Source organism: Brachybacterium paraconglomeratum (genome assembly GCF_003994255.1).
Classification (GTDB): domain Bacteria; phylum Actinomycetota; class Actinomycetes; order Actinomycetales; family Dermabacteraceae; genus Brachybacterium; species Brachybacterium conglomeratum.
In genome coordinates this window covers 1-8,649 of sequence record NZ_ML133872.1, presented here as the reverse complement: position 1 = coordinate 8,649, position 8,649 = coordinate 1, and the positions used below count along the sequence as shown (strand labels likewise).

The 8,649-nt window shown below is 65.8% G+C and carries 7 protein-coding genes, 4 pseudogenes and 1 other annotated feature; of the genes and pseudogenes, 8 read left to right on the top strand and 3 right to left on the bottom strand.

Annotation, left to right across the window (positions count from 1 at the left end; genetic code table 11):
- A partial coding sequence (locus DS079_RS16920) for a transposase (RefSeq protein WP_164736320.1) occupies positions 1-317 on the top strand: 317 nt, incomplete at its 5' end.
- A gap of 22 nt (positions 318-339) precedes the next feature.
- Here DS079_RS16920 and DS079_RS16915 read toward each other — a convergent pair.
- Positions 340-982: pseudogene (locus tag DS079_RS16915) on the bottom strand (IS256 family transposase); the annotation flags it as partial.
- 187 nt (positions 983-1,169) lie between these two features.
- Between DS079_RS16915 and DS079_RS17550 the strand changes: the two are divergent.
- The 6 genes and pseudogenes from DS079_RS17550 to DS079_RS16880 form a co-directional block, all read left to right on the top strand.
- Positions 1,170-2,024 (top strand): annotated as a pseudogene (locus tag DS079_RS17550) (IS3 family transposase); the annotation flags it as partial.
- A gap of 134 nt (positions 2,025-2,158) precedes the next feature.
- Complete coding sequence (locus DS079_RS16900) at positions 2,159-3,460, top strand: IS256 family transposase (RefSeq protein ID WP_114359133.1); 1,302 nt, start codon at positions 2,159-2,161, stop codon at positions 3,458-3,460.
- Positions 3,461-3,655: 195 nt separating this feature from the next.
- Positions 3,656-4,174, top strand: a complete 519-nt coding sequence (locus tag DS079_RS16895; RefSeq protein WP_126988914.1) for a hypothetical protein — start codon at positions 3,656-3,658, stop codon at positions 4,172-4,174.
- Between the two features lie 31 nt (positions 4,175-4,205).
- Positions 4,206-4,703 (top strand): hypothetical protein, encoded by a 498-nt coding sequence (locus DS079_RS16890; RefSeq protein ID WP_126988913.1) that lies wholly within the window; start codon positions 4,206-4,208, stop codon positions 4,701-4,703.
- Positions 4,704-4,779: 76 nt separating this feature from the next.
- Positions 4,780-5,223, top strand: a pseudogene (locus DS079_RS16885) (integrase core domain-containing protein); the annotation flags it as partial.
- Positions 5,224-5,253: 30 nt separating this feature from the next.
- Positions 5,254-6,477: pseudogene (locus tag DS079_RS16880) on the top strand (IS3 family transposase).
- Positions 5,524-5,657: a sequence feature (AL1L pseudoknot), on the top strand. It overlaps the preceding pseudogene by 134 nt.
- A 28-nt stretch (positions 6,478-6,505) precedes the next feature.
- Here DS079_RS16880 and DS079_RS16875 read toward each other — a convergent pair.
- Positions 6,506-7,450 carry a cation diffusion facilitator family transporter gene (locus DS079_RS16875; RefSeq protein WP_126988912.1) on the bottom strand — a complete coding sequence of 315 codons (945 nt, stop codon included), beginning with the start codon at positions 7,448-7,450 and terminating at the stop codon, positions 6,506-6,508.
- Between the two features lie 39 nt (positions 7,451-7,489).
- Here DS079_RS16875 and DS079_RS16870 point away from each other — a divergent pair, with 39 nt between their 5' ends.
- Positions 7,490-7,990 (top strand): ArsR/SmtB family transcription factor, encoded by a 501-nt coding sequence (locus DS079_RS16870; RefSeq protein ID WP_306609787.1) that lies wholly within the window; start codon positions 7,490-7,492, stop codon positions 7,988-7,990.
- A 342-nt stretch (positions 7,991-8,332) separates the two neighbouring features.
- On the opposite strand, the gene DS079_RS16865 is transcribed toward DS079_RS16870, so the two are convergent.
- On the bottom strand, positions 8,333-8,649 hold a 317-nt coding region (locus tag DS079_RS16865; RefSeq protein ID WP_164736319.1), incomplete at its 5' end, for a transposase.

The following is an 8,649-nucleotide window of genomic DNA, read 5'->3' as shown; positions in this document are numbered from 1 at the left end:
ACCTCGCGGCCTATGCCGGCATCGCGCCGGTCACGCGAAGATCCGGAACCTCGATCCGCGGGGAGTTTCCCGCTCGATCAGGCAACAAACGACTGAAGAACGCACTGGTCTACTCCGCCTGGGTCGCCTCGAACCACGACCCGATCTCCAAGGCTTACTACGATCGGAAACGAGCCCAGGGCAAGCGCCACAACGCCGCCGTGATCTGCCTGGCACGCCGCCGCTGCAACGTCATCTTCGCCATGCTCCGCGACGGCACCTACTACCAGCCACCCACCAACGCCCCGACACCCGAGCCAGCCGCCCTCGCGGCTTGACTCGGAACATAGGGACACCCCCCCCGGGAAGATGCGCAGCGATCGCTTCGACCAGCCCCGCATGCGCGTCGCTGGTGACCAGGCGGCCCCCGGCGAGGCCGCGGGCGACGAGGTCGGCGAAGAAGCCGTTCCACGCAGCTCCAATCTCGGACGTTGCGACCCGCATGCCGAGCACCTCGCGGTGCCCATCCCCGTTCACTCCGGTCGCGAGCAGGACGACGGCGTTGATCACGCGCCCACCCTCACGGACCTTCATCGTCAGCGCGTCGGCGGAGACGAACGTGAACGGCCCGGCCTCGTTCCGGGGGACGGTGGCGGAACTGCTCGACGTGCTCGGCCAACGACTCCGCCATCCTGCTGACCTGCGACTACGAGAGGCTGTTGATGCCCAGGGTCTTCACGAGCTTATTCATGCGACGCGTGGAGACACCGGCGAGATAGCAGTCCGCGACGACCGTGATTGGCGCGGTCTCGGCGCGCTTGCGCCGCTCGAGCAGCCACTCGGGGAAGTAGGTGCCAGTGCGAAGCTTAGGAACGGCGACATCGCTCGTGCCGACGCGAGTGTCGAGATCGCGGTGGCGAAAGCCATTGTGCTGCGCAGAACGACCGGCGCTGGGCCGGTCGTACTCCGCGCCGGCAACAGCGTCTGCGTCCGAGACGATCACGACGGGCCACCGCGCTACACCACTATGCGGGACCCAACTACCCGCCTAGCCACTACGCCATCGCACGTCGGTGGCTGACGCGCTGCCAGCAGTCCACCGGAGCAAGAGCCCCCGTCTCCGCTTCAGCCAAGGTGAATCGGCCCAGGGTTTGATGCCGCTGCTGTTTGAGTCCGGAAGGATGGACAGCATGCCGAAGAAGATCGATCCCAGCTGCGCGCGAGGTGCGTGCGGCTCGTGCGAGAGCACCAGCAGGAGTACCCCACCCTCACGGCGGCCACCGCCGCGGTGGCGCGCCAGGAGGCGTCTCGCGGGGGTCCGTGCGGCGCTGGCTGGCGCAGGCCGAGGTCGACGACGGGTCCCGTCCCGGCGTCACGAGCGAGGAGTCTGCCGAGGTCAAACGCCTCAAGAGCGAGGTCAAAAGGTTGCGGGAGGACAACGAGATCCTGCGCCGGGCGTCGATTCTCTTCGCGGGGGAGCTCGACCCCCGCAACCGCTGATCTGCGCGTTCATCGATGAGATGAGAGCCGACGGGTATGCAGTCGAGTCGATCCTCCGCGTCCTGCGCCAGCAGGGCTTTAGAGTTGCTGCACGCACCTACCGGGCGTGGAAACGTCCGGCCCGCATCGCAGAGCGCACGGTCACAGACGCCCTGGTGGAGGACAAGATCCGCGACCTCGCCTGGACAGTCAACCTCGTCACCGGGCAGCTGCAGATGACGCCGGAGGGCCTGTATGGGCGGAGGAAATGGGTCGCTCTGCTTCGCCGTCGCCCCGGCCTCGCTGGGACGTCTCGCGGGGCGGTGGACCGGGTGATGCACACTCTCGGCCTGGAGGGTGTGCGGCGGTCGAAGAAGCTGCGCACCACGATCTCCGATCCGGACGGGAAGCGGGCTGGTGACCTGCTGAATCGGGACTTCACCGCTGCGGCTCCGAACCGGGTGTGGGTCACCGACTTCACCTACGTCCGCACCTGGGCGGGGTTCGTCTACGTCGCGTTCGTCGTGGACGTGTTCGCCCAACGAATCGTCGGCTGGCACGCCGAGGAATGATCAGAACCTGTGGATGACTCTCGGCGAGGGGGCGTGCAAGGGGCGCACCTTCCCGAGGATGATCTTCTAGACGAAGCAGTTCTGATCAAGGACCGGCGTTGGCTCGCTGGTTCGGGAAGGTACGCCCGATGCTCAAGATAGTCCCCGACTCCGACGAGGCCAATCAGAACGGGGCGAACCCGTCCGGCGAGTCGGTGCTCGACGCGCTTGCCCGTGACGGGGCGCGGCAGATGCTCGCGGCGGCGCTGCAGGCCGAGGTCGCCGCCTACGTCGATGCCGCGGCCGATGAGGTCGACGCCGACGGCCACCGGCTGGTGGTCCGCAACGGTCACCACGAACCGCGCGAGGTGACCACCGCGGCGGGCGCGGTGCCGGTCCGTGCTCCGCGGGTCAACGACAAGCGCACCGACGAGGCCGGGGAGCGACGTCGGTTCGCCTCGGCGATTCTGCCCGCCTGGGCCCGCAAGTCGCCGCAGGTGGCGGAGGTGCTGCCGCTGTTGTACCTGCACGGGCTGTCCAGCAACGATTTCGCTCCTGCGCTGGAGCAGTTCCTGGGCACCAGCGCAGGCCTGTCGCCCGCGACGATCACCCGGCTGACCGGCCAGTGGCAGGACGAGGCGACGGCGTTCAACACCCGGTCCTTGGCCGGCACGGACTACGTCTATGTCTGGGTCGATGGGATCCACCTCACCGTGCGGCTGTCTCAGGACAGGGTCTGCCTGCTGGTGATGATCGGGGTGCGTGCCGATGGCCGCAAGGAGCTGATCGCCCTGGCCGACGGGTTCCGCGAGTCTGCGGAGTCGTGGGCCGATCTGCTGCGTGACTGCAAGCGCCGCGGGATGGCCGCCCCGGTGCTCGCGATCGGCGACGGCGCGCTGGGGTTCTGGTCTGCGGTCCGCGACGTCTTCCCCACCACTCGCGAGCAGCGGTGCTGGTTCCACAAGATCGGAAACGTCCTGTCCGCGCTGCCCAAGTCCGCCCAGCCCGGGGCGAAGAAGGCCCTGGCCGAGATCTGGCAGGCCGAGGACCGTGCCCATGCCGAGACGGCCGCGAAGAACTTCGCCGACGAGTACGGGGCCAAGTGGCCCAAGGCCGTCGCGAAGATCACCGACGACCTCGCCGTGCTGCTGGAGTTCTACGACTACCCCGCCGAGCACTGGATCCACCTCAGGACGACCAACCCGATCGAGTCCACGTTCGCCACCGTGCGGCTGCGCCAGCGCGTGACCAAGGGTCCCGGCTCCCGCGCCGCCGGCGTCGCGATGGCATTCAAGCTGATCGAGTCCGCTCAGACCCGCTGGCGGGCCGTGAACGCTCCCCACCTGGTCGCCCTCGTCCGAGCCGGCGCTACCTTCGAGAAAGGCCGCCTCGTCGAACGCCCCGACGACCAGACCGATCATCGGCCAGGAGACCGCCAACAGGCGGCTTGATGCACCGAGCTATAGGGCTGGACATGCAGGCTCGAGGTGCGACGTCACCCGTTGTCTTACCTACCGCCCGGTAGTCAGCGTCTCAACCGCCACGCTTTGACATAGATCACGTTGTTCGTTATCCAAGTAGGTGCGCGCGAGCTCGCGGAATGGGGCTCGCCCGCATCGCGCAAGCAACCGTCAACCGGAGGAATCATGGATCGCCGAAAGTTCTTCACCGCAACGTTCGTCGGGGCCGCCGCCGCGATGGCTCCCCTTGGGGCCACTGCCCTGGCCGAAGCGCCGAAGCCAAACGAGTCCACTTCGACGTCCGCACCGGCGATGACCGATGCCGACCTCGAGGCGTTCGAAGCGGCTCTGGCACAGCTTCCCCCGGAGCTGCAGGAGGCCGACCCGAACACCTACCCCAATTACGAAGCTGAGCTCAGGGCTCACCTGCCCAGCACACAGTCGGTTCCCCCGGGCGAGGTCGCCCCAGCATTCAACGTGGCCGCCTGCGCCGCAGCCATCGTTCCTTTGATTATCGAGTACGGGATCCCGGTGGCAAAGGTCGTCGGCTGGATTCGACGGGCCCGCGCGATCTGGGGTGGAGTCCGAGGGATCTGGACGGCGATCCGTTCCGGAGCTGCCGCCGCAGAGATCGGCGAAGAAGCGGTCACAGTGCTCCAAGGCATTCTCGGAGTGGGCGGCGTCGTCTCCGCCTGCTCTCTCTGACCCGTTCGTTGACCCGAAGGAATCCACTTTGATGGCAGATAACAGCGATGTCAGCGACTTCATTCCCCCGGCGTTCTCCTTCGCCCTCACGGGGCATCTTGCGACTGGGGCGGTCAAGGTTGTCGCAATTGCACTGCTGCTATGGGGGCTGGGTCTGACTGGGTGGACTGCAAGCTTTCCTGCTGGAACGGCGATCATCACGGCTGTGGTCGTGATGGTCGCCGTCGAGCTTGCCACGACCGGCGTGGAGCGAATCTTCGTTCTCCGTCACCGGCACCCGGACCCCGGAAGCGTCCCGATGACGGCGATTGTCGCCGTACTTCCGTTGCCGATCAGCTTCCTCATCGGACTGCTCTTCGGGCCAGCGTCCTCCGGGGCTCTGATCACGATGGCTGTCACCACCGTGGTCTACTGGGCCGCCCTTGTCGTGCTAGAGCGCCCGTGGGTCGAAGGAGACACCCAAGCCGACATCCGCAAGAAGTACGAGCAGACGAAGGCGATGACTGGGGAACAATTCCGGTCCGAGTGACCGGCGCTCACAGCGCCGGCCAGCAACCCCTCGGTCGGGTAGCGGAACACCGATCCACAGGTCTTGACAGTTTCTCTGGCACGCCTCGACGAGCAGGAAGGTCGACCTCGTCATGACGCCGCTGCGCATCGCGCTCTGGCAACGCGAGAGGGAAGGAAACCCAGTCTCACCAGGGAACTTGATCCATCACAGCGACGCTGGGTCGCAATACACCGCCATTCGACTGACCGAGCACCTCGCCCTCGAGAGCATCGCCCCGTCGATCGGGACCGTCGGCGACGCGTATGACAACGCCCTGATGGAGACGATCAACGGGCTCTACAAGACCGAGTGCATCCGCACCACCGTCTTCCACTCAGACCCGTTCCGGACCCTCGCGGACGTCGAGTACGCGACCGCCGGCTGGGTCGACTGGTACAACAACCGGCGCCTCCACGGCTCCCTCGGGATGCTCACCCCGGTAGAGTCCGAGACGCTCCACTACGAGGCCCTCACCCGAGAGCCCGAACCCGCAAAGTAGCGGCAGAGAACCTGGGCCGATTCACGGAGCATGCCCAAGAAGTTCAGCCCAGAGCTGCGTGACCGCGCTGTGCGCATGGTCTACGACCGCCAAGCTCGAGAGGGTGGTCCCCGCGCAGCATCGATCCGCGCCGTCGCACCACAGCTCGGCGTCGGCACCGAAACCCTGCGGATCTGGTGCAACCATTACAGCCCCCACGGAACCGACCGGCTCCGGAGAGCCGCTCGAGGAGGAGAACCACCGCCTCCGGCGGAAACTCGCCGAGGCGAGACGCGCTAACGAGATCCTGAAAGCCGCCTCAGCGTTCTTCGCAGCGGAACTCGACCGCCCCACAACGAAATGACCGCGTTCATCGACATACATCGTGAGAAGTTCGGGGTCGAGGCCATCTGTCACATCCTTGGTGCGACAGAATGTGGGTTCATCACGTCCCGCGGCTGCCGCGTAACGAAAACGCGTCCCACCTCAGCCCGCGATCTCAGAGACGCCACCTTGCTCACCGAGTTCACGAAGATCCATCAGGAGAAATACGGTGTCTACGGGGTGAGGAAGATGTGGCATGCCAAGCGCCGGGCCGGCTGGGACGTGGGCCAAGACCAGGTCGCCCGACTGATGCGCCTCGCCCGACTGCACGGTGTTCCGCGAGGCAGAAAGCCAGACACGACCTGCCCATCGGGGGAGCCGGGCCATCACCCGGACCTCGTGGAGCGGAAGTTCGCGGCCGAGAGCCCGCACCAGTTGTGGGTCGCGGACATCACCTATGTTCACCTTCCGACGGGATTCTGTTACACCGCGTTCATCACCGACGTGTGCACGCGCAGAATCGTGGGCTGGGCGGTAGCATCCAGCCTGCATACGGAATCACTTCCGCTCCTCGCGTTGGAGCAAGCGCTGATCTCCACCGGTGCTCATCGGGCACGGGATGGACTCATTCATCACTCGGACCGTGGCGTTCAATATTTTTCTCTCGCCTACTCCGACGCTCTCACGACTGCTGGCGTGAAGGCGTCAGTCGGAACCGCGAGAGGTAGCTACGATAATGCGCTGGCTGACGCGGTGGATGGTCTCTACAAGACCGAGCTCATCTACTCAAGGCGCGTCTGGGGCTCAGTCTCGGACGTGGAGATCGCGACGATGGCCTGGGCCCACTGGTGGAGCACACGCCGGATCCACGAAGTTCTCGGCTACCGCACCCCGGCCGAGGTCGAAGCGACCTACACTCACCCCGCGGCGACCGCGCCCGCGACCGTCTAACCACGGAACGAAACCCAGGGCGCTTCAGCTACGGATGTCTCACCGCGGCCTGCTCGTGATCACTGATGTGAGCGGTCTCGACTTGGAAGGTCGAGTGGTGCACGGCGATGTCGAAGTGGCTGGCGACGCATTCCTTGATGTCGTGGAGCACGTCGGCGGCATGGCCGTCGGTGAAGCATTCGTCCTCCACGACGATGTGCGCGGTGATCGTGGGTAGCCCCGTGGCGACCGTGGAGGCGTGCACGTCGTGGACGTCGGTGACGTGCTCCAGCTCCAGGATGTGCTGGCGGACCTGGTCAAGGTCGAGCCCTTTCGGGGTGAACTCCATGAGCACAGCCGTGGTCTCGCGCATGAGAGTGAAGGCACGCGGGACGATGAGGGCGGCGATGAACAATCCTGCGATGGCGTCGGCCTGCTGAAAGCCTGTGGTGGCGATCACGATCGCCGCGACGATCACACCGAGAGACCCCAAAGCGTCGTTGAGGACTTCGAGGAACGCCGCGCGCATGTTGAAGTTCGCGCCCCTACTGGAGGACAGGACGGCGATGGCGACGATGTTCGCGAGCAGGCCGACGATGCCGAAGATCAGCAGCTCGGTGGCGGGCACCTCCGGCGGCTGGAACAAGCGGCGGATGCCTTCGATCGCGGCGTAGGTGCCGACCACGAGCAGCAGGGTCGCCTGCCCCAGTGCGGCGATGACCTCGATCCGGCGGAAGCCCCACGTGCGCCGTGAGGTGGTGGGCTTGAGCATCAACGTGGCGGCGATGAGCGCGACGAGCAGGCCCGAGGCGTCAGTGATCGCATGCGCGGTGTCCGTCAGCAGTGCGAGGCTCCCGGTGAGGATCGAACCCGCAGCCTGGGCCACGACGATAGTCGCGGTGATGCCGAAGGCGATCCACAGTCGCGCACGGAAGTCGCCGGGGTGTCCTCCCACCTCTTCGACTGCGGGCCCGTGACTGTGTCCAGTACTCATCTGGCACCCACTCCCGGAGTGAAGGCGAGAATGATTGTCATGCTGCTCGATGTCATCGTCATACAGCGATGTTACATAGACAACCCAACCATGCGCAACGTGCTCGACTTGGTGAACAGTCGTGACTATTATTGCCGAATGGCGATGACATCCCTGGAGGACCAGGTGCGGATGCACGGCATCGACCCCGGAGCCGTCACGGCGGATGCGATGATGCCGGCGGCGAGCCTTTTCCATAGCTTCAGCGACCCGAACCGGCTGATCATCCTCCATCATTTGCAGCTCGGTGAGCACCGCGTGGTTGACCTCACCCAGCACTTGGGTCTGTCGCAGAGCACGGTCTCGAAGCATCTGATATGTCTACGCGACACCGGTATGGTCACCGTCCGCCCCGAGGGGCGCGCCTCGGTCTATTCCCTCGCGCACTCGGAGGCGCTGATCGATCTGCTCTCCGCGGCCGAGAGGCTTCTCGGACTCACCGGCGACGGCGTGATTCTGTGCACGCTACACGGCTCGGATATCGTTTCGCCGCGCTCGTAGTCGGTACGCACGCGATCTGCCAAGCCGACGAGACCCCTGCTGTCGGCATGGCCTTTCGGCATCCCCGGGCCGAAGTGGGAGAACCACGGCATGAAGTGGAGGCGGCGACCATGTGGCGCTCTTCGAAAGGCGATCGGAGGCGCCCGGCGCCGAGGCGACGTCGTGGGACTGCGCATAGTCGGGCGCAGCCCCGCTCTCGTCGCGGCGGCCGTCACGTTCGCTCGTGCCAGTGAGAGTAGACCCGTTGGGACGGGACTGATGTCAGCTGGGGTTAGGTCGCCAGGCTGACGGTCGGGTTCATGATGGTCTCGTACTCGATGGGGGGTGTCCCTATGTTCCGAGTCAAGCCGCGAGGGCGGCTGGCTCGGGTGTCGGGGCGTTGGTGGGTGGCTGGTAGTAGGTGCCGTCGCGGAGCATGGCGAAGATGACGTTGCAGCGGCGGCGTGCCAGGCAGATCACGGCGGCGTTGTGGCGCTTGCCCTGGGCTCGTTTCCGATCGTAGTAAGCCTTGGAGATCGGGTCGTGGTTCGAGGCGACCCAGGCGGAGTAGAACAGTGCGTTCTTCAGTCGTTTGTTGCCTGATCGAGCGGGAAACTCCCCGCGGATCGAGGTTCCGGATCTTCGCGTGACCGGCGCGATGCCGGCATAGGCCGCGAGGT

Bases quoted from the DNA above. Each gene is read 5' to 3' on its own strand.
- DS079_RS16900 (WP_114359133.1), top strand. From the start codon at position 2,159: ATGCTCAAGATAGTCCCCGACTCCGACGAGGCCAATCAGAACGGGGCG.
- DS079_RS16895 (WP_126988914.1), top strand. From the start codon at position 3,656: ATGGATCGCCGAAAGTTCTTCACCGCAACGTTCGTCGGGGCCGCCGCC.
- DS079_RS16890 (WP_126988913.1), top strand. From the start codon at position 4,206: ATGGCAGATAACAGCGATGTCAGCGACTTCATTCCCCCGGCGTTCTCC.
- DS079_RS16875 (WP_126988912.1), bottom strand. From the start codon at position 7,450: ATGAGTACTGGACACAGTCACGGGCCCGCAGTCGAAGAGGTGGGAGGA.
- DS079_RS16870 (WP_306609787.1), top strand. From the start codon at position 7,490: ATGCTGCTCGATGTCATCGTCATACAGCGATGTTACATAGACAACCCA.